Raw genomic sequence first — 20,194 nt, forward strand, 5'->3', positions numbered from 1 at the left:
ACTAAAAAACTTAGCTGCATCTACTTAAAACAACACAGCACCTTTTACATATTTCAATAAATTCTTCAGGTGTAGTCTTTTTATTAAAACTTGTCCTATTAAACCTTATGTCTTCTCTTGTCATAGCAAAAATAATATTAAATTCTTCTTTGCTAACTTTTGATTTTAAATCATTTAAGAATTTTAAAACCATTTACTTTTCCTCCATTTCAATTTATAATGGAGATACGGATCGCCATCCGTATCTCAAACACGTGTGAACCTTTAATCAAGGTTCTTTTTTTATTTATAAAGTTCATCTTCCTTCATGTTTTTATGTTCATAAAAATCAATACATTTTTTTGTATTCACATCAGTAAATTCAACATATAAATCTCCACATTCATTAAAACAAACTTCTCCAACAGTTACTTTATAGATATCATTAAGCAATTCATTTTCAACTGTAATAGTCCCATCTTTTATTTGCTTCCACATACGTCTTTTTCTTTCTGGAGCATACATTATTGTGTATTCACATTCTTCAGAATCACTTTTAATAACGTCATAGCCTATTTTCCATAAGATTTCTATTATATTCATCTTCTGAATTTCTCCTTTAATATGTTTAAAATCAGTTAATTTGCTTTTAATATCTTTAGAGCATTATTTAAAACCTGAAGTCTTAGCTCTGGAGGACACATTTTCATAACAGCAGCAACTTGTAACTCTGCCATAAGCTCATCAAATCCTTTTTTATCTTCTAATCCTATAATGGTTACCTTTAATTCATCGCCTTTCATATCCATTCCCCCGTAAATATAAATCATTTCATAATATGTTTTCTTATCACAATGTGTTACCTAGCAAACTTTATAGTTATAATTGCACATACCATTTCATCAAGTGTTTTCATTATCATTTGCCAATCATCTTTTTCATCTTCATCAACTTGACCATCACGTGAAATCTTAATCATTAATTTCTTAATGCTCTCTAGATCTTCAAGCTCATCTAAGAATGTTAATACAGCTTCAGCTAAATGTTTAACTTCTATCTTTGGAAAAAGCTCTTTCCCTATCAAAGTATTTTGATAATGCTGCAAAATTAAATATGGACGATTATATATCTTAGCCATATCAATCACTATGTTTTCTGGGGGTGTTCTCTTCCCTCCTTCATATGCTCTTAAGCTATCAACAGATATATCTAGTAGTTCTGATGATTTTTCTTGAGTTAAGCTTGTACATTCTCTCGCTATTTGGTAAATATTTCTGTAGCCTTCTACCATTTCTTTCCTCCAGCCTTTATATTAAAATTACTTATACAACATTTTGTAGTATTAAAACGCAAAAATATCTTCGAATAAGGTTATCATACTTACATGATAATAGCTTTGTATTTTTTTCATTAGGTCAATGCTTGGATTTCTATATCCTCGTTCTAAGGCACTTAATGTTTTTTGAGATATTCCAATATCTCTTGCTACATCTTGCTGACTTTTTTCGCCACGTGCCAAAACAAGATTACTTCTCATTTTTATCCCTCCCTTACTACGTTTTGTAGTTACTATATTTATATAATATACTCCATTTTGTAGTAAGTTAATAAAAAAACAATAATTTTCACAACAAATATATGTAAAAAATAACTCCATTAAGTAGTAAAATGTTATTGAGGTGTTTAATATGAATCGATTGAAAGAATTAAGAATAGAAAAAAATTTAAGCCAAAATCAATTAGCAGAATTATTTAATATTTCTCAGCAAGCGGTAAGCCATTATGAAAAAGGGGTTAGAGGAATTGACTCTTCACTTATAAAAACTCTTGCTAAATTTTTCGATGTTTCAACTGATTACTTATTAGGCATATCTGATGTAAGAAATTATACTGAAGATTCAAATATTACTATTGCACTTAATAGTGACACTGATTATGATGATCTTCCAAAGGAAGCTAAAGATGAGATTAATAATTTTATTGAATATATTAAACAAAAATATAAAGATAAAAAATAAGATGCATAATAAGCATCTTATTTTTTATCTTTTCAATGTTATACAAACAATATTGTTTTACTCTTTATAAATTATATTCTCTATATTATTTAAAAGATTATTATCTTGTTTTATAGTTGCATACCACCTTACATCACCTATATAATCAATTGGAACTTTTAATAAGTCAAAACTCCATGTAAACTCAGTCTTAAAATCATCTATCTTATTTAGTCGAAGTATCCTTATAACTACTAAAGCGGATTCAATACTTTTACCAATCATAATTTTAATATTATCCACACCAACTTTACATATTATTCTATCAGCAAATTCCATTTGCCAACCAATATCCTTATTATTAGTAATGTATCTTAAAAGATTTATGCAAAGAGTCGGATTATTTTTGAGCATGTTGGAGAAATATTTAGGATTAACAATGCGACTAAACAACATTTTTTTATATTCTTCTAACCATTCAATTTTTTCAAATTTACATATGATTCCAAACATCTCAAGAACAATATTATCATTCATCATTAATGATTCATTAAAACGTCTAGAATTCACAATATGCTCAAAAAAATTTTTACCGTAATATTCCGACAAATTTAAATCTTCAAATCTATATAACAATTCTAAACACTTTATAATTATATTAGGATTTGTTTCTATACTTCTTTCAATATGTCTAGCTTTTGTAATATTATCCAAAAATCTTTCAAAGCATTTTCTAAGTAAATTACTATCTCTAATTTTAAGTAAAATGCTGAATAAATCAAATATAATATCCGGCTTTATAGTAATTGTTCTTTCAATGTATCTTGATTTAACTATATGTTCACAAAATATTTCATAATATTGATTAAACCAACTATGTTTATTAAATTCAAATAATACTTGCAACCATTTTAGTGCAATATCAGGACGTAAATCAATCATCATCTCAATATTCCTAGAATTCATAAATTCTCCAAAAAGCTCTTTACTATAGTTATCTAGCCATTTCTTTCCTTTTAATTCTCTTAATAATAATATCCAATCAATTACAACATCTGGTCGTACATGCATTAAATCATTAAGTAGTGGATAACTATGATTCGAATAATCGAGTATATCATCAAGATATTTTATTGTCAAATTAATTCCTCTAATTTTTCTTAATACTTTTAAATATAGAATTGACGCATTAGGATTAAATCTCATCATTTTGCAAAAATCTCTAGGGTTCATAATATGCCTGAAAATATCTTCTCTATAATTTTCATCGGCATAATAATCTGAAAATTCCATTAATATTTTTATTATAGGGCTAGCAATATTCGCTCTCATATGAATCGCTCTTTCAATCTGCCTAGAATTAATTATATCCCTAAATAATCTATATTCATCATCAATTGATAAATATTTACGTTGTAAAATTATTTCTAATAAATTGAAGAAAGAATTAACTAAATTATCAGTTATATTTTCATATAATACCCTTTCCATTCCTTCTTCTATATACCTAAATAGCTCATACATTGGATCTTCTTCTCTAGAAATCAAATTTCTTATTTTACGAATTAAGAACTCAAAAGATAAATTAAATTTTTCTGCATCTAAATGTTCTTCTAACTCTAAATCATTATAATCACTTGAATGAAGACCAGCAAGTCCAATTATCGCACTATCTGCTAATGCCTCAGCAACACTCAGTGTTGTTCTAAAAGGATCTCCATTTTGTCTTGATTCAAATTTATCTCTGCTACTTAAAATTATTTTTTTCCCATCCCTTTTGGTATGAATTATATTTGCTAAACCGCTTAAATTCTCCAACTTAAACCAAGAACGCCATATCTGTGCTAGTTTATCCCAAGGACGTGTACTTGTTTGATATATTTCTGATATGCAAAAATCCTCCTCGTTAAAAATAACTTCTTTATTTCCTAAAATAGTTCTAAGAATTATTAAATTTAACGTGTATGTTGATATCATTCCAATAAACGGCATATCTGCAAATTGAATTGCACTATCCGTCTTCATTATATCCGGAAATTCTCGTGACTCTAATAACATTTTCACATGGCTTTTAACTATTATATCAAGGCATTCCAAAAAATTATCTAGACTAAAATTTCTCTTGCTAAGACAATAAACTATCCATTCACGAAGCATCTCCGGTATAACAGGGCGTGAATACAATGGAGCAAACATAAGGCAAGCAAACCATTCCTTTGCAATGCTATTAGGATCTTGAGTTTTCCGTTGAAATTCAACCTGTAAACTTTTATTATTCTTTAATAAATATATTGATTCCGTTTCTTGCAGTGCAAAATTTAAAATAAAATCAGCAGTTAAAAATTCTCCAAATGTATTATGCAAAAACTCAAATGATGTATCCAGATTAGAAGTTTCATCATTGGTATCTCCTGAGCTTGATTTATGGATAAAAAAGAAACTTCCTAATAACAGATCCCCTTCCGTTACCGCTCTATCATTATCTACTTCTATTTTACGCTCTAACTCAAAGAATTTAATATCTTTACTAAGTTCGGACGACAGAATATGAAGTTTACGACGATTGTACATTCCTATTGCTGCTACACCTAGTCGCTTCATTTCATTGTCAATTTCCTCATTTTGTTTATCACTAGATAAATAATCAAAACCTTTAACATAGCGACGTCGTTCTCTTCGTACAAATCTACGTAACAAACTATCATAAAGCACTGTTCGATTTAATTCAACGCTATTATAGAGGCTATTGTTATCTGAATCATATATAGCTAACATCAATAACAGTAATGGTTGTTCTGCTAATTCTAATATCTTAGCTTTACCATCACTTTCCTCCTTAGGTAAGCTGAATTGTTTAACTTTTGGATTGCTTAATAAAAAATAATTCAAATTTGTTTTATTCCAAATGGATATCCAAGTGTTTCTTTGTATCTCATTAAATTCCATAAGACGTAATACTGTCGAACCTATCGGAACCGCAGCCTTATCAATTAATGTAATACGACTTGTTATAATAACACGAACTGGTCTTTTATGTATAATCTGATCTTGTTGAAACTTTTGTACTTTATCCAAATATCCAGAAAAAACTTTACCACTAGCCTGAAGTAATTCATCATAGCCATCAAGAATAATAAGCAAAGGTCTATCACTAAATTGGCTAGCAAAATCAGCCCAGTTACTTATCTTATATCCAGAATCCCTTTCAATTTGTTTTTCTACTAAAGTTTCAATTTGCAGCTCTGCATTTACTTCACGTAAGGGAATACGTATTGGAGTGTAAGCTTCGCACATAAGCCTTGCTGACAATACTTTTGTTAAAAGTGATTTGCCACTCCCTGGATGACCCAATATTAATAATGGTGTTTTAATACTATATGGTGATGAGAAATATTTTACAAAAAACGCATCAAGGTCATCTTTTATATCTAAAGTATTCCACGTAGACTCCTTTTCCAAGTGCACCTCTTTTGATTTATATCTAAGAACCTTATATGATTGTGGTACAAATGCCTCTGAAATTTTAGGAAAAACTATTTGCGGTTTATCGTCATCATTTATTTCTTTATCCTCAATTACTGCCTCTTGTATTTTAAAGTCATAACATTCCTTAAGTCCAGTAACAATTTTTTTTGCTTCATTTTCTCTAAATGACTCAGGAATTAAAGCTACCGTTTTTTGAAGGTTTATAAAACCAATGTCTATTCTATTTTTAGATTCTTCCATTAGTGAAAGGTATTCAGTAATGTACTCTGATGATTGCTTATTCTCCCCTACTCGTTCAGTAATTTGCGACCATATCCAAAACTCATTATACTTAACAGCTAATTCATAGTATTGTGCATCAAAAAATTTCAGTGCAATATCAGGAAGTTTCTTTACTAGTTCAGTATAATTAAAATCTCTTACATTTTCATCACTATCAGCTGATATTAAAGTATCAAAAAAAATCCCCAAATTTTTTGCCATTTCATTATACAAATCAGTAAGTTGGTTTCTTGTTTCACTAAATGTCGCTGTTGGATGTGGAAGTTGTAGTGGCATATTAAAAGGTAAATTAGTTTCAGATAAAACTACTGCTGTATTACTACTTGAAATATGGCAACAGCAATCAGTTTCTGTAAGAATTCGTTCTTTATCCTGTGACTTCAAATTTATTCTTTTTCTAATATCATCTGATAGTTGTTGATCTAGCGCATCAAAAAAAGCAGTAAAACAAATTAGGGTATATGCCATTTCCATTTTGTCCATCCGTGAAATATAATCCGTCTCTTTCTTAACAGTCACTTTATCAAGTAATTGTTTACCAATTGTGGTTAATTGATTTTTTACTGCTAACAACCCAAAAAAAGGTGTAGGATCAACGCCTAGGGCCATTGGCGAAAAGATAATTGCTGCTCCCAATATACTATCAACTGTCTCAATCAATTCTCTATTTTCCTTTTTAATTAATTTACAAACCTCTTTAAATGTTAAGTCTTTAACCATTATATGCTCTCCCTTCAAATTATCTAGATTCTTCTCTATACTAAACACCAATTTATATATAAATTTTTTCCTGTATCTTAGGCCGAAATAAATATTAAGGGCATAATAAAATAAAAATATTTTTTCATAAACATAGTTCCGTTACACGTCCAGAAATATCAACATATTCATCCCCAGAAATCCAAATATATCCCAATTGTATCATGTTTATAGATTATTTACTATAAAAATACAATAAATACAAATTTAGCTTTGCATTGAACATACGTTCCCATTGTATTATAATAATATCATTAATACTGATAATGGTGGTGATAGGCTAATGAGAAAATTAAATGATATTTTTTTTATTATTGAGAACGAGAAAATACATCTTGAAGAAAGAAATCTTAATCAGTACTCATTTAATGGAATTTATTTTAAAGCTCCAGATCTTCCTCCAGTTATAATTGTAGAAAAATCTATTATTAATGATAGATGTAAATATATATCTATTCTCGCTGAAGAGTTAGGACATCACTTTACTGGTTTAGGTAATTTAACTATTGAATCTAAAAATTATTCTGAAAAACTCATGAAGAATAAACAGGAGCATAAAGCTAAATCATGGGCTGCTAATTTTCTTGTAAGTGATGATGAATTCCTGCAAGCATTATGTAATTGCATATCTACTCCTTGTGAGATATGTGATTTTTTTAATATAACTAATGAAATGCTACAATATAAGATTCATTCTATAGTTGTTGATGAAAATAGATATAATCATATAAGATCTGCATTAAAGAGAAGGGAAGTCCCATATAATAGTTGTGAAATATAGTATTTTTCCTACTACTTTTTAATAAATATATGTAGCTATATTCAATTAACTTAACCTATTTATAAAACTACAATCAATGTATAACACTTTGGAGGTATACTATGAAAGCAGCTATTTATTCTAGAAAATCAAAATTTACTGGTAAAGGTGAAAGTGTAGAGAACCAAATAGAGCTATGTAAATCTTATGCTAAAAATAACGGCTATGATGATATTTATATATATGAAGATGAAGGCTTTTCAGGTGGTAATATAAACAGACCTGAATTTAAATCTATGATGAAGGATGCTGCGGCAAAAAAGTTTAATGCAATTATTTGTTATAGACTTGATAGAATTAGCAGAAATGTTTCTGACTTCTCTACTCTAATTGATGAATTAAAAGTCCTTGGCATTGATTTTATTTCGATACGTGAGCAGTTTGATACTTCTAGTCCTATGGGTACTGCCATGATGTTTATTAGCAGCGTATTTGCTCAATTGGAGCGTGAAACTATAGCTGAACGTATTAAAGATAATATGTATGAGCTTGCTAAAACTGGTCGTTGGCTTGGTGGCACTCCCCCTTTTGGTTTTTCTTCTGAACCTATATATTATTTAGATAATAATTCTAAGCAAAAAAAGATGATGAAATTATCTCCTATTAATGAAGAAATTTCTCTAGTAAAACTTTTTTTTGAACAATATTTGACTCTTGGAAGCCTTGGGAAGCTACAAAAATATCTTATTCAAAATGACATTGAAACTAAAAGAAATTCTGCTTGGGATATAAAAGCCTTACAGCTCTTACTTAGAAATCCTGTTTATGTTAAATCTTCTGAACTTGTTATAAGTTATCTTTCAATTAAAGGTGCAACTGTATTTGGTGATCCAAATGGTAACGGAATATTAAGTTATAACAAAAAAGATTCTAAGGATAAATATAAGGATATTAGTGAATGGATCCTTTCTGTCTCAAAACATGAAGGTGTAATTGATGATAATTTATGGATTAAAGTTCAAAGGCAATTAGATAAGAATAAAGATCTTGCACCTAGACTTGTTAATGGCAGTGAATATGGTGTGTTTAATTCAGTGCTCCATTGCGCTAAGTGTGGCGGAAAGATGATTCAAAAGCAAGGTCATGTTTCTAGAAAGACTGGGGAAATTCTTCGTTATTATATATGTATAAATAAGATTAATCCAAGTGATAATACTTGTGATTCTAAAAACATAAGACTTGATAAATTAGAAAAGAGTGTTATGAAAGAACTCTTTAAGGCTACTGATGATAAAGGCTCTCTTATTAAAGCCATTGAAGAATATAAAAAATCTTTAGAATCTGAAGCTGTAGATAAAAGCAGTATTAAATCATATGAAAAGCAAATATCTCAAAAGGAGCTGCAGGTAAAAAACTTAATTGATAAGCTTTCTTTAAATCCTAACATATATGATTTACTTTCTTCTAGGATTGAAGAATTAAATAAAGATATTAAAGAATTGAAATTTAAAAAGTTTGAATTAGAAAATACTAATAGTAATTTAAAAGCAGCTATTAAAGAAATTAATGCTTCTACTTCTATGCTTTTGAATTTTAAAAAGCTATGGGAAAATGCTGATTATTCTATGAGAAAACTTCTTATAAATTCTTTTGTTGATTATATTTCATATAACTCAGATACTCAGGAAGTAGTCATAAAGCCATTTTGCACTAATAAAAAAAAAGGCGCTCTTTAATGTAGCGCCCAAATGCACCTGCAGTTGCAGCAAAATCTATATTATTTACCATATTGACATCTGTTTTTGGGTTAATATTATTGTGTTTCATAGCATATTCAAAAGCCATTTCTGGAACCCCACCAGGTCTTCCTCCTATAATATTTTTTCCTTTAATATTTTGCCACTTAAAATTATCTTCCTTAGTTCGTCCAACCACGAAGGAACCATCTTTTTGGGTAAGCTGTCCAAAAAGTACTGGGTAGTCTTCTCTTCCTTGATTATTAATGTAAATAGTTTGTTCTGGTCCACAAAAACCAATATCTGCTGATTTACTTAAAACTGCCTGCATAGTTTTATCTGCGCCTTGACCTGTTTGTAAATCAATTTCGATTCCATTCTCTGCAAAATATCCTTCTTTCATTGCAACATACATAGGAGCGTAAAAAACTGAACGTGTAACTTCATTTAAGCGTACAGTTACTTTACCTTCCTTAGTTTTATTATTGCTACTACAGCCAAACATAGATATGGCAGTTATACTCGAAATCAATAAAGCAGTTAATACTTTTAACTTTTTTTTCATTAAATAAAGCATCTCCTAATACTGTTTTATGATGTATCATATGATATTTAATCAAAGATTGTTCTAATATATGCGCTCTATTTGCTGGATACAATAAGTCTTAATTTATATAAACTATTTGGGCTTTAAAACTTTATTTTGTAAACAATTCACATTTAACAATTTTAACTTAAAGCAACGCACGAAGTATAAACTTCTAAATTTAATTGTCGATTTTTAAATAATATGATAATATAATCATATCGTTTTTATAAAAAAGGTATTTTATCCACTTATCATTTCTAAGAACAATATCAACAACATTAAATGTATAGAAAGGGGAATTTAATATGAAACTATGGTCCATTATAGCAATAGGAGTATATTTACTTATTTTGCTTACAATAGGATACTACTCTTACAAAAAAACATCTAATCTTTCAGATTATATGATAGGAGGAAGAGGACTTGGACCTCTTGTTACAGCATTATCAGCAGGCGCAAGTGATATGAGCGGTTGGATGCTTATGGGACTTCCTGGAGCAGTTTACCTAACTGGTATATCTAATATTTGGATAGGAATTGGTTTAACCGTAGGTGCCTACTTTAACTACCTTCTACTGGCTCCAAGATTTAGAGTCTACACAGAGATTGCAAATGACTCTATGACAATTCCAGACTATTTAGAAAATCGTTTTAAAGATAAGTCTAACATACTTAGGCTTGTATCTGGTATCGTAATACTTGTTTTCTTTATTCTTTATGTTTCATCAGGACTTGTTGCTGGAGGAAAATTATTCGTTGATACATATAAGCTAACTTATACAATGGGTGTAGTTGTCACTCTATCTGTTGTTGTTCTTTATACGTATTATGGTGGATTCTTAGCAGTTAGCCTTACTGATTTCTTCCAAGGGACTTTAATGTTTGTATGTTTAATCACTGTTCCAGTTGTAGCATATATGAATATAGGTGTCGATCCTGGAACATTTGTAAATAAGGTAAAGGCAATTGATCCTAAATTATTTGATATATTTAGAGGGACTAGCATAGCTAGTATTATTAGCCTTCTAGCTTGGGGCTTAGGTTATTTTGGTCAGCCACACATTATCGTTCGTTTCATGGCAATAAAATCCGCAAAAGAGTTGAAATCAGCAAGAAGAATTGGTATTGGATGGATGGCAATAGGTCTTTTAGGCGCTGTTGTAAGTGGTATTATAGGTCTTGTATATTTTACTGAACATAACACTCCATTAAGTGATCCTGAAACAGTCTTTCTTCGTCTTGGTGATATATTGTTTCATCCATTTATTACAGGAATTATATTATCTGCAGTACTAGCTGCTATTATGAGTACTATCTCATCTCAGCTTTTAGTTTGTTCAAGTTCTATTACAAAAGATTTTTATCTAGCTTTCTTTAATAAAGAAGCTTCCGAAAAACAACAAATGGTAATAGGTAAATTAGCTGTATTAGCCGTAGCAGCATTTGCGACAGTACTTGCATACCTTCCAAATAAGACTATTTTAGATATTGTTGGCCAAGCATGGGCTGGTTTTGGTTCGTCTTTTGGTCCAGTTCTTTTATTAAGTCTGTATTGGAAAAGAATGACTAAATGGGGTGCCTTATCTGGAATGATTGTTGGTGGTATAACAGTTCTTTTATGGATTGTTTTAGGTTTATCTAGTTTTCTATATGAGATGATTCCAGGATTTTCATTATCACTTCTATCTGTAATTATCGTTAGTCTTTTAACTAAAAAGCCAGATAGTGATATCAGTAACCAGTTTAATAAAATGGAAAATATATTAACAGATATGAAATAATATATTTGTTTTCTAAAGGTATAGTATTCAATTAATCTTGTACCTTTAACTTATAAAAAATAACAGTAAGACTAATAATTCTATGGTCTTACTGTTATTTTTTATCCTTATTTGCTTATTTTAAATTTTGATACTAACTCATTTAATCTATGAGCCAATTTAGCTAATTGATTAGCTGAATCTCCTATTTCGTCCATAGTAACAGCCTGTTCTTCAGCTGATGCTGATACCTCTTCTGTTGCTGATGCCGTGTGTTCTGATATAATTGATGTTTCTTGCATTTCTACTACTGTATCTTTTGCTGTTTTAATCATAGATTCCGTAGAATTATATACATCTCGTACTACATCAAAAATGTTTCTTATAGCTTTTTCTATATTATCAAAATGAGTTTCAGCTTTTAACGCTGTTTCCATACCAACAGTAATTTCCTTAGAACCTTCATCCATACTATTACTAATAGTCTCAATTTGATTTTGTATTCCACTTATTAAAGCCGAAATCTGGCTTGCAGCAGTAGCAGATTGTTCCGCAAGGGTTCTTACTTCATCTGCAACTACGGCAAATCCCTTTCCTTGCTCTCCAGCTCTAGCAGCTTCTATTGCTGCATTTAAAGCAAGTAAATTGGTCTGACTTGCAATGTTAGTTATAACTTCAACAATCTTACCAATTTCATTTGATCTCTCAAGTAACATTTTACTTTCTTCTAAATTGGTTTTATTATTTTCAACAATTAACTTCATACTTTCAACAGCTTTATCCACCGCTTCAAAAGCAACCGCACTTATGTTATGTGATTCTTCAGCTGTTTCAAGCATATCATTACATTTATTAACAACAACTCTACTTACTTCTTCCATTTCAGTTGTTTTCTCGCTGGCTAAAGTCACTTGTCTTGACTGCTCAGTTGTGTTTTCCGCTATCACTTGTATTGCTTTAGCAACTTCTCCAGTAACCTTAATGCTATCATCACATGAATTTGCAAGATTAGTTGAAACTTCATTTACCTTTGATGATTCATTATTTATATCTGTAATTATGCCTCTTAATGCTTCTATCGTATGATTAAACGCTGTAGCAAGATTTCCAAATTCATCTTTGGATTTTACTTCTATTGAACCACTTAAGTCTCCAGTAGATATAACTTCCGCGAACTCATTAAGGCGTACTAAAGGTTTGATCAACTTAGTTGCTGCTGTAAATATAGCTGCTGATAAAATTACTATAATAGCTATAACTATCCCAATCATAATTAGTATCAAATGATTAGATGAAGCAAAAAGTTCATCCTCATAAACAACATTTATAACTGTCCACCCAGAAATCGGTGACTTTGCATAGAATGCAATTTTTTTCTCAGATCCACTTCCAAATTTAAAAACTCCTGGTTTATCACCTTGAATGGCTTCATTAAGTTTAGTAAGATCTGAATCGTTAACTGTATTTATTTTCTCTTTCATGGCCCAATCTTTATTTGGATGAACTATAAAAGTTCCGTCACTTCCTAATAATATTCCGTAACCTTTTTGACCATATTTTAGATTTTTCACTTGATTTTCTACTGCTTCAATAGCCAAACTTGAGGCAGCTCCGGCTGTAACTTTTCCTTGTGCATCTTTATTCCATGCAACCATCATTACAACATTCTTATCATAAGCTTCAGAATATGTAGGCTTAAATATTGCATCATAAGGAACGCCATTTGTCTTTGAATATCTTTCTGAAGCTTCTGTTGCAGCACCTTTAGCCCAATTAGCAGTTGCAAATTTTCCATTGCTTACATTATAAAATCTCGCTTGTAGCTTATTCAAACTATCAGCGTTACTCCATTCATTAGGCTCTAGGCTATTTAGTATATGCACTGCTGCATATTCGTCTGGATATGTATTTTTAATAAAATTAAATCTTGATAAATTTAAATCATCTATTATATTTAATGATCCATCTGTACTATTTAAATTTAAACCAGGATTTTTTTCCAAAACTTGTTTAAGCACTGGGCTTTGAGCTGTTTCTTGAACTTCTGCCATTCTACTCGTCAGCCATGTATTAATATGACCAGTTGCTTCTGTTGTTCTTAATGACATAGAATTCACTAATTCGCTTTCTATGATGCTTCTAAAATTAATATATGCAAATCCTGTCAGCGATAGCAATCCAACTATTACTAGCGGCAATATTATTACCATTAACTTTGATTTAAATGATATTCTCATGATTAATCATTTCCTCCTTAAGGTGTACAAATTTTTTAATCTTGAAATTCACCGTTATGCAACCATATATGTTTTAATTCTTCCTGATTTCTATCTAATGTTTTTCTCTCTCTCATAGCCTTTGCTGGTATACCCGCTACCAACTCGTTTTTTTCAACATTTTTACCGACTAAAGAACAAGCTGCTACTATTCCTTGTTTTTCAATTGTTACTCCAGGCAATATAGTTGAATTAGAATATATTTTAGCGTAATCTTTAATTACTACTTTTGCATATGTCCTTAATTCATGTTCATGCTCCTCATGAGAATGAGTAAAAATTGTAACGCCTTCACCGATTCCTACTGAGTTACCTATTGTTATTCCACCTTTTGAATCTAGGAAAGCACCTTTGTTCATAAATACGTTATCTCCTATTTCTATATTGTCAGGAACATTGAAACGTACATTTTCTTCAGCTATAAAATTCTTTCCGCATGACTTAAATAATTTTTTTGCCAATATCTGTCTATAAGCAATAGCAAAATTGGCAATTAAGCACATAGGTGATTTATCTAGTACATCCCATAAAAAATGAAGATATCTTTTTTCTTCTGAAAATTCTAATTCATTATTTTTAGGTAAATAGTCTCCATATAATTTCATTTCGTCTAATATTTCGTATGGAAAATAACATTTTAGAGAATTTAAAATTTCTATTACTCCTTCTTTATTAATACCTTGTTTTACTATAACTTCTACTTCGTTTAATAATTCGTCTATTTTACTCATATCATTTCAGATTATTAAAATCGCAAAAAATAATCTTTTCGCCTCCTTCATAGTCAAACTTTCAATGCGATTTTATAAGCAACATTAAGTCAAACTGTTTGTCCAACTTATTTTAGTTTTGCTACTAATTACTATGATTATATTTTATTAGCCTTCTCCACTCCCTTCTGATCTTTTAATATTATTTATAATTCAAACTTCGAATCTCTAGCAGCAAATACTTTGCACATGAAAAAATAATAAAAATAGCTTTCTTATTGTAAGTTTTAAGAGCGCAAAAATGGTGTCTACATAATTGTGGACACCAAAATTAAAATATAAAATTTATTATTCATAGATACATTTTGGCAACCTGACAATCATAGAAAATTAAATTTTTCCTTAGACTCATAGCTTTGCGACCTTATTTTTCAATAAGTGTGCCTATTGATATTATATTTTTTTCATTTTTATTCTATTATTACATCTTTTACAACATTTTTCAACTTATATGTACTAAATTTAAGTTACAATATTGTAAAAATGGATATTATTTAATCGTTTAATTCAATATAATACCATTTATTCAATATAATATATTTATAAATTTAAATATATTATATATATTTTTCTTATCGCCATGCTAATAAATTCATTTAAAAATCAATAAATTTTTCAATTCCATATATACTAATTCATGAAAATATATCTCCTAAAATTATTCTTTTATAGAATTTACTTTTTAAGTTCTGTATCAAACTCTCTTCTTGTCCAAGTTTTAAAATCAGCTGGATTTTCTTCATTCATTAAAAATACTCTTGCACCACGAGGAATTTTCTCATCTCCATATCCTCCGTATCCAGTATATCCAGCATACCCAAGCCTAACACCATCTAAAGCAGCACAGTAATTATTAAAATGATCATGCCCTACAAATATACCTTTCACATCCCCAATTTTAACTATTTTGTTAAATAAGCATAAATTTATCTTGGCACAGCTCTCATCTTCAAGCCTTTCACCATTTACTAATCCAGTCTTCCATGCCTTTTTAAATTTCTTTAAAGGTATATGAAAGAACATAAGCGCAGGTATTAATCTTTTATATTTTTTCTTCAAATCTATCGCTGTTTTTCTATACCACCATATTTGAGTAAGTTTTATCCAATCATATCCTCCAATAATGGCAGGAGCGTATTTTCCCGAATCCATCATATATATATTAAATTTAGGCGTTTTATCTTTTGAACTTTCTACAATAAGATTATAATTACCTATCCTATCAAAAGTTTTATACCCCACTTGACTCAGATTATGTTTAAAGCTCATATATAAATTCATCATTTCTTCTTTCGTCATCATATTATGTTCATCATCATGATTACCAAAAACTATACACCAAGGTACATTTCTATTTTCCATTGGCTCCGCTATATGATTTATAGCTTTTTTTACATCTTCTGCTGTCTGACATTTGCCATCAATAATATCTCCTGATAATATAACCATATTGGGGTTTTCGTAATCTAATATCTTATTCATAAGATCTATAGATTTGTCTCTGCTCGGTCCTTCATGTATATCTGTAAATTGAACTATTTTAAACTTGCCATTACTATCAAACCTAAGGTTATTTTTCATATATATTCACCTTTCTTAAAATATAATATTATATGAAAACTAGGTTGTATCTGACACTAACTATTTGCTAATTAGACCTTATTTTAAATTGTAAAAGGATCATTGCATTTTGCAACAATCCTTTATATCTTATAAAACATTAAATATATATTTTTTAATTAAATTTCTACATTTATCAATTAATTTATCACTTGGCTCACTAGAGTCTTAAACGTAAATTTATTATTACAACATATATATCATAATGATTTTATATCTTTATAGCTTAAATTCTTCAATCTTTTCTTTCAATTCCTCAGCCATATCTTTTAAATTATTAAAATTACCAACAAAGCTTTCTGTTGACGCTGTCACTTCTTGCGCTGTCGCTGAAACTTCCTCTGTTCCCGATGCTGTTTCTTCTAATATCGCTGATAAGTTTTCTACTTTTTCAACTACATCATCCTTCATATTATTTATGGTGCTCACACCTTCAGCTATTTTACTCACCTTTTCTGTTAAACTTTCTATAGCTGTTACTATTTCTGTAAATATCACTTCTGATTCTTTAACTGCATGCTCTTGATCATCTACTGTTCCACTTGTTTCTAATACCCTGTCAACTGCTAATTCTGATTTACTTTTTATTTCTTTTATTATTTCATCTATTTGTTTGGCTGAAACTGATGTCTCTTCTGCAAGCTTTCTTATTTCATCAGCGACTACTGCAAATCCCTTTCCTGCTTCTCCTGCTCTAGCTGCTTCTATTGCTGCATTTAAGGCCAACAGATTTGTTTGCTCTGTAATCGCACTTATTGCCTTATTCATGGTGCCTATTTTCATTATACTTTCCGAAACTTCACTTACAACATCTTTTACTGATTCAGTACTTTTTTTAGTTTCATATGATTTATTTATAACGGTCTTTACAATCTTTATTCCATCTTTACCTAAATCATTTGCTTTTATTGCCATACCATTTACACTTTCAGTCGCTTCTTCTATCTTATTCATAGATTGAGATAGTAAGTCCATGCTGTGTGATATCATTTCTAAATTGTTAGAAGACTCCATAGTTCCACTTGATATTTGATTTATTGTCTCACTTACCTGATTCATCGATATTGCTACTTCTTTGCTCATACTAGCTGAATTTATAGCATTTTTATTAACATTTATTGCCGAATTATCAACACTCTTAATTAATTTTGCAATATTTTTCTGCATTTTATTAAAACTATTTTCTAGAATTATAAATTCGCGAATATTATTATTTATAATAATTTCTTTGTTAAATTCTCCATTCGCAGTTCTTTCCATTCCATCTTTTAAGGAATTTACTCCTTTACTTATTCTTCTAGCAATAGCCATAGTCATAATTAATGTGATTACCGCTATTGCAAATATAATTATAATTGATGCTATAGTTGAATCATTTTCTGATTTCCTTAGCTCACTAGATGGGATTTTTAGTATTAACTTCCATCCAGTAAGTTTCGAGGTCTCAAAATACCCCTCATATGTACTATTATTATAATTGAATTTGATTTTACCTTTATCACCAGTTGATATCTGATTCCAGCAATTGTATTCAGTTGGCTCTGTTCCAGCAATTTTAGTTTTGTCATTGTCAGAAATAACTACACCATCTTTATCAGTAATAATAAACTCTCCGGTTTGTCCGTATTTTATACTTGATAACTGATCTGCTAGTTCACTTAGCTCTACATCTATAGCCATAACGCCTATCGGTACATTATTTTTAATCACAGCCTTATATATTGTTATTGCGCTTTTTCCAGTTATTTTATCTTGATAAGGACTATGAATAATATATTTATTTGGATTCTCTATAGTCTCTTTAAACCAGGATTTTTCTGTAGCGTTATAATCATCTGGCAATTTACTATCAAGTATTTGAAATACTTTTCCAGTGTTGTCTGAATAATATATATTTAAAATACTTTCATCAGTCTTCTTAATTAATTTCATATCTCCATTCAATTTATTATATGGTGATTCTTCAATATTAAAATTATTATTCTCAATTAATGTTTTCAATGTATCTTCATAATATGTAATCTTGTTATTTATTATTTCCTGTCCTATATTTGAGAGTAAAGTTCTATTTTCATCAAAACTCTTTTCATTACTCCTCCTTGATGTCGTTGTAGAAATGATACCTAAAATAACTACTGGTATTATTGCTAACATAGCAATTGTAATCAGTAAGTATAATCTTATACTTACTGATTTAATTTGACTTTGTGCTTTATGCATATTTTCCCCCACCTCATAATTAACTTCAATTCATATTATATCGCAAAATATGCCAAAATATCTCATTTTATATTCTTTTTATGAAACTATGCTCAAAAATTACATTTTTTTGACATTAGTCATATTTATTAGCAATATTTTAATAAATCTTCTTATTTATTATCACATTCCCATTTAAATTGACAAATTTATATTTATTTTTGATAGAAAAAATTAAAAATCAACCTTTTTAGGTTATACCCTCAATTTTACTGGAATATAATTTCCTAAAGAAGAACAAAAGTGGCTGCGCCAAGCTCTTTCTTTATACCATTTTTTACAGGCCAATATCCCTATAACCATTGGTATCACTGGTTTTCAAAATCAAAAAATTCTATACTTTCCTAGACAATAAAAAAACAAAATCCAAGTTATATTAGTAACCTGGATTTTGCTTTCACTAAATTTTTATATATTCTTTATTATAATATTTCTACATATTTAATCCTGAATATGCTTCCTCACCGTGTAAAGAAATATCTAATCCCTCTGCTTCCTGTTCTGAAGTAGCTCTTAAGCCCATTACTAAACTCATTACTTTAAGTATTACAAATGTCGCAACTGCTGCATATAAGGCAGTTGCACAAGTAGAAATTAAATGAGCTTTTAAAAGTGCAAAGTTACCATATATTAATCCATCACTCCCTGCTGGATTAATTGCCTTTGACGCAAAGATAGCTGTAGCTATAGATCCCCAAATCCCTGCTACTCCATGACAGCCAAAAGCATCTAAAGCATCATCGTATCCTAGTTTTCTCTTTAATATAGCTATTGCGAAAAAGCTTAATGCTCCACCAACTGCTCCAATAAGCACAGCTGATATAGGGCTCACGAATCCTGCCCCCTGAGTTATTGCAACTAACCCTGCTATAGCTCCACTTACTGTTCCTAAGGCTGTAGGTTTTTTATAGAGCAACCATTCACAAAGTACCCATGCAACTGCTCCTGCAGCCGCTGAAGTATTAGTTGTAAAGAATGCATTTACAGCTACATAATTCATTGCAAGAGCACTTCCTGCATTGAATCCGAACCATCCAAACCATAAAAGCCCTCCACCTAATATTGCCATAGGTATATGGTGTGGTTCAGGGATCGCTCTCTTTCTTTTACCAACAACAATTGCTGCAACAAGTCCAGAAACTCCTGAGTTTATCTCTACTGGATTTCCTCCAGCAAAATCAAGGACTCCTAAATTCCTTAACCATCCATTAGCTCCCCATACCCAATGAGAAATAGGATCATAAACAAATGTACTCCACAAAATAATCAATATTATAAACGCCGGGAAATTCATACGTTCAGCAACAGAACCTGAAATTACAGCTGCAGTAATCGCAGAAAACATTAACTGGAATACTACAAATTCTAAATGTGGTATTGTGCCTGCATAATCCGCATTAGGCGCCATTCCTATACCTTTTAGGAAACTCCAATCTAAACCACCTATTACTCCTTTTACATCTGGGCCGAAGGCTAAAGTATAACCTATAAAAATCCATTGTAAAGATATAATAACAAGCGCTGCATAACTATGTACTGTAATACTTAATACATTTTTGCTTTTAACCATACCTCCATAAAATAAAGCTAATCCTGGCACCATTAGCATTACTAACGCTGCACTAATAATTACAAATCCCATATCTGCGCCGTTTAATAATTCCATTTTCTATTCCCCCTTGAATAAATTTAATTAAATTTTGAGTACAATTGCTTATTCTAAGTTGTTAAAAAATAAAAAAGACGCTTCACTCCAAAGAAGGTATACCCATACTAGATATATCTTTTTTGAAATGAAAACGCCATTGTTTTCTACATATTTCTTTAAATTTTTAAATTACTTTTATAAGTTTACTATCCCATGTTTTATATGTCAATATAAAATGATAATTTATTATTAGTTATTTTAAAATATGAATTA

Annotated in this window: 15 protein-coding genes, 1 pseudogene and 1 riboswitch; of the genes and pseudogenes, 4 read left to right on the plus strand and 12 right to left on the minus strand. The window is 29.9% G+C overall.

The annotated features are described in order from the left end of the window. Positions 1 to 10 precede the first annotated feature (10 nt). The 5 genes from L3B96_RS08925 to L3B96_RS08945 all read right to left on the minus strand — a co-directional run bounded on the left by L3B96_RS08925 (position 11) and on the right by L3B96_RS08945 (position 1,516). Positions 11 to 193 carry a hypothetical protein gene (locus L3B96_RS08925; protein ID WP_238860421.1) on the minus strand — a complete coding sequence of 61 codons (183 nt, stop codon included), beginning with the start codon at positions 191 to 193 and terminating at the stop codon, positions 11 to 13. A gap of 89 nt (positions 194 to 282) precedes the next feature. Further along, complete coding sequence (locus L3B96_RS08930; protein WP_238860424.1) at positions 283 to 582, minus strand: hypothetical protein; 300 nt, start codon at positions 580 to 582, stop codon at positions 283 to 285. Positions 583 to 617: 35 nt separating this feature from the next. After that, complete coding sequence (locus tag L3B96_RS08935) at positions 618 to 782, minus strand: hypothetical protein (protein WP_173709452.1); 165 nt, start codon at positions 780 to 782, stop codon at positions 618 to 620. Between the two features lie 56 nt (positions 783 to 838). After that, positions 839 to 1,270 (minus strand): helix-turn-helix transcriptional regulator, encoded by a 432-nt coding sequence (locus tag L3B96_RS08940; protein ID WP_238860426.1) that lies wholly within the window; start codon positions 1,268 to 1,270, stop codon positions 839 to 841. Positions 1,271 to 1,321: 51 nt separating this feature from the next. Then, complete coding sequence (locus L3B96_RS08945; protein ID WP_238860428.1) at positions 1,322 to 1,516, minus strand: helix-turn-helix transcriptional regulator; 195 nt, start codon at positions 1,514 to 1,516, stop codon at positions 1,322 to 1,324. Positions 1,517 to 1,667: 151 nt separating this feature from the next. On the opposite strand from L3B96_RS08945, the gene L3B96_RS08950 reads away from it, so the two are divergent. Then, positions 1,668 to 1,997, plus strand: coding sequence for a helix-turn-helix transcriptional regulator (locus L3B96_RS08950; RefSeq protein WP_173711224.1), 330 nt, complete (start codon positions 1,668 to 1,670; stop codon positions 1,995 to 1,997). 57 nt (positions 1,998 to 2,054) lie between these two features. On the opposite strand, the gene L3B96_RS08955 is transcribed toward L3B96_RS08950, so the two are convergent. Further along, complete coding sequence (locus L3B96_RS08955; protein ID WP_238860430.1) at positions 2,055 to 6,464, minus strand: ATP-binding protein; 4,410 nt, start codon at positions 6,462 to 6,464, stop codon at positions 2,055 to 2,057. A 322-nt stretch (positions 6,465 to 6,786) separates the two neighbouring features. On the opposite strand from L3B96_RS08955, the gene L3B96_RS08960 reads away from it, so the two are divergent. Both L3B96_RS08960 and L3B96_RS08965 read left to right on the plus strand, forming a co-directional pair. Further along, on the plus strand, positions 6,787 to 7,284 hold the full coding sequence (locus L3B96_RS08960; protein ID WP_238860432.1) for an ImmA/IrrE family metallo-endopeptidase: 498 nt from the start codon (positions 6,787 to 6,789) through the stop codon (positions 7,282 to 7,284). Positions 7,285 to 7,385: 101 nt separating this feature from the next. Next, on the plus strand, positions 7,386 to 8,999 hold the full coding sequence (locus L3B96_RS08965) for a recombinase family protein (protein ID WP_238860434.1): 1,614 nt from the start codon (positions 7,386 to 7,388) through the stop codon (positions 8,997 to 8,999). Positions 9,000 to 9,009: 10 nt separating this feature from the next. On the opposite strand, the pseudogene L3B96_RS08970 reads toward L3B96_RS08965, so the two are convergent. After that, positions 9,010 to 9,564: pseudogene (locus tag L3B96_RS08970) on the minus strand (ABC transporter substrate-binding protein); the annotation flags it as partial. Between the two features lie 329 nt (positions 9,565 to 9,893). Between L3B96_RS08970 and putP the strand changes: the two are divergent. Further along, complete coding sequence (gene putP, locus L3B96_RS08975) at positions 9,894 to 11,369, plus strand: sodium/proline symporter PutP (RefSeq protein WP_238860436.1); 1,476 nt, start codon at positions 9,894 to 9,896, stop codon at positions 11,367 to 11,369. 107 nt (positions 11,370 to 11,476) lie between these two features. Here the strand turns inward: putP and L3B96_RS08980 are convergent, their stop codons facing one another. The 5 genes from L3B96_RS08980 to L3B96_RS09000 all read right to left on the minus strand — a co-directional run bounded on the left by L3B96_RS08980 (position 11,477) and on the right by L3B96_RS09000 (position 19,939). After that, positions 11,477 to 13,585 (minus strand): methyl-accepting chemotaxis protein, encoded by a 2,109-nt coding sequence (locus L3B96_RS08980; protein WP_238860438.1) that lies wholly within the window; start codon positions 13,583 to 13,585, stop codon positions 11,477 to 11,479. Between the two features lie 35 nt (positions 13,586 to 13,620). Further along, positions 13,621 to 14,355 carry an acyltransferase gene (locus L3B96_RS08985; RefSeq protein WP_238860440.1) on the minus strand — a complete coding sequence of 245 codons (735 nt, stop codon included), beginning with the start codon at positions 14,353 to 14,355 and terminating at the stop codon, positions 13,621 to 13,623. 343 nt (positions 14,356 to 14,698) lie between these two features. Then, positions 14,699 to 14,789: riboswitch (cyclic di-GMP riboswitch) on the minus strand. Between the two features lie 280 nt (positions 14,790 to 15,069). Then, complete coding sequence (locus tag L3B96_RS08990) at positions 15,070 to 15,975, minus strand: metallophosphoesterase family protein (RefSeq protein ID WP_238860442.1); 906 nt, start codon at positions 15,973 to 15,975, stop codon at positions 15,070 to 15,072. 258 nt (positions 15,976 to 16,233) lie between these two features. After that, a complete protein-coding gene (locus L3B96_RS08995) occupies positions 16,234 to 18,234 on the minus strand; it encodes a methyl-accepting chemotaxis protein (protein ID WP_238860445.1) in 2,001 nt (666 codons plus the stop codon). 472 nt (positions 18,235 to 18,706) lie between these two features. Then, the gene (locus L3B96_RS09000) at positions 18,707 to 19,939 is read right to left on the minus strand and encodes an ammonium transporter (RefSeq protein ID WP_023973985.1); all 1,233 of its coding nucleotides are present in this window, start codon (positions 19,937 to 19,939) and stop codon (positions 18,707 to 18,709) included. Positions 19,940 to 20,194: the final 255 nt, after the last annotated feature.

This window comes from Clostridium sp. YIM B02569, from assembly GCF_022320765.1.
In the GTDB taxonomy this organism is placed as follows: Bacteria; Bacillota; Clostridia; order Clostridiales; family Clostridiaceae; genus Clostridium; species Clostridium beijerinckii.